At 69.2% G+C, this 1423-nt stretch carries 1 protein-coding gene; it reads right to left on the bottom strand.

Annotated features, from left to right (window positions below; genetic code table 11):
* Positions 1 to 12: 12 nt before the first annotated feature.
* On the bottom strand, positions 13 to 1191 hold the full coding sequence (locus FG154_RS20475; protein WP_145111975.1) for an IS110 family RNA-guided transposase: 1179 nt from the start codon (positions 1189 to 1191) through the stop codon (positions 13 to 15).
* Between the last annotated feature and the right edge of the window lie 232 nt (positions 1192 to 1423).

Here is a 1423-nt window from a genome sequence, read left to right as displayed (position 1 = left end):
GTAATGCGGAAGTCAAGCGGCGTTCTTGAGCGGATCGAAGGTCTGGCGGGTCTGGAGCATGGTCCAGAGCACGGTGACGCGTCGGCGTGCGAGGGCGATGAGCGCCTGGGTGTGGTGTTTTCCTTCGCGCCGTTTGCGGTCGTAGAACGCCCTGGAGAGCGGGTCCTTTCGACAGACGGCGCAGAAGGCGCCCTGGTAGAAGACACGTTTGAGGGCCTTGTCCCCGCCGTAGGTGCGCCGCCAGCCTGCCTTTCTTCCCGACTGCCGGATCACCGGCGCAAGCCCCGCGGCGGAGGCCAGCGCATCGGCCGACGGGAAGCGCCGGATGTCGCCGACGCAGGCGATGAACTCTGCCGCGAGCACCGCCCCCATCCCCGGCAGCGACTGGATGAGGGCGCCATCAGGGTGGACGGCGAGCAGGGCCGCCAGATCGCGGTCGAGGCGGGTGATCTTCGTCCTGGTTTCGAGTGCTTCGGTGGCCATCTCCCGGACCAGCTCGGCCATGGCCGTCTCGCCGGGCACGGCAAGCGTCTGGGCGCGTGCCGCTGCGAGGGCGTGGTCGGCCAGCGCCTCGGCACGCTGCACATGCGGGGTCTTCGCCAGATGCGCCATGATCCGCCGCTTTCCGGCCTGCCGGATCTCGGCGGGCGTGACGTAGCGGGTCAGCAGCACGAGCGGCCCCTTGCAGGTGACATCGAGATCACGCTCCGGCCCCGGATGGACGCTGCTCAGCAGCCCGCGCAGCCGGTTCAGGCGCCGGGTCTGCTCCTCGATCAGGTCGCGGCGGCGGCCGACCTTGAGGCGGATCGCCGTCACCGTCTCGTCGTCGGGAAGGATCGGACGCAGGTCGCGGGTGCGGACCAGATCGGCGATGGTGCGGGCGTCGCGCGGATCGGACTTGCGCTCGCCCCCGGCAAAGCCTTGGCCCGCCCGATTGACGGCGATGCCCGGCGCATGGACGAGGCGGAAGCCCTCGGCCAGGAGCGACGCGCCGAGGAAATGAGCGAAGGAGCCCACCACGTCGAGGCCGATGACCGGCTCGCCGCCCAGTGTGCGCAGATCGGCCGCGAAGGAGGCGATCGCCTCCGGCGTGTTCTCCACTGCCCGGTCGAGCAGCGTCCGGCCCGTCTCGTCGAAGGCGCAGGCCCAGTGGATCGCCTTGGCGACATCCATTCCCACAGAAATCCGCATGGCGATCCTCCCGCGTTGCCCCGGACCCGCATGCCCCGTCTCGCCGGCATCGCCTTACAAAGCCATCAGGGGCATCGCGTAATCAGCGGTCGATCAAGGGCGGCGATGCGGGCGGCCCAGCCCTCCGAGCCATCGGGAACAGCCAGCATGACAGCCATACCCGCATCGCCTGCGCCCAAGCAGCTTCCCACCAACATGGGCGCATTGAAAAGAGGTAAGGCCGCATGAACAC

Source organism: Cereibacter sediminicola (genome assembly GCF_007668225.1).
GTDB classification, from domain to species: domain Bacteria; phylum Pseudomonadota; class Alphaproteobacteria; order Rhodobacterales; family Rhodobacteraceae; genus Cereibacter_A; species Cereibacter_A azotoformans.
Note: the sequence above shows the minus strand (reverse complement) of the source record. Positions and strands in the feature narration are given on the sequence as shown.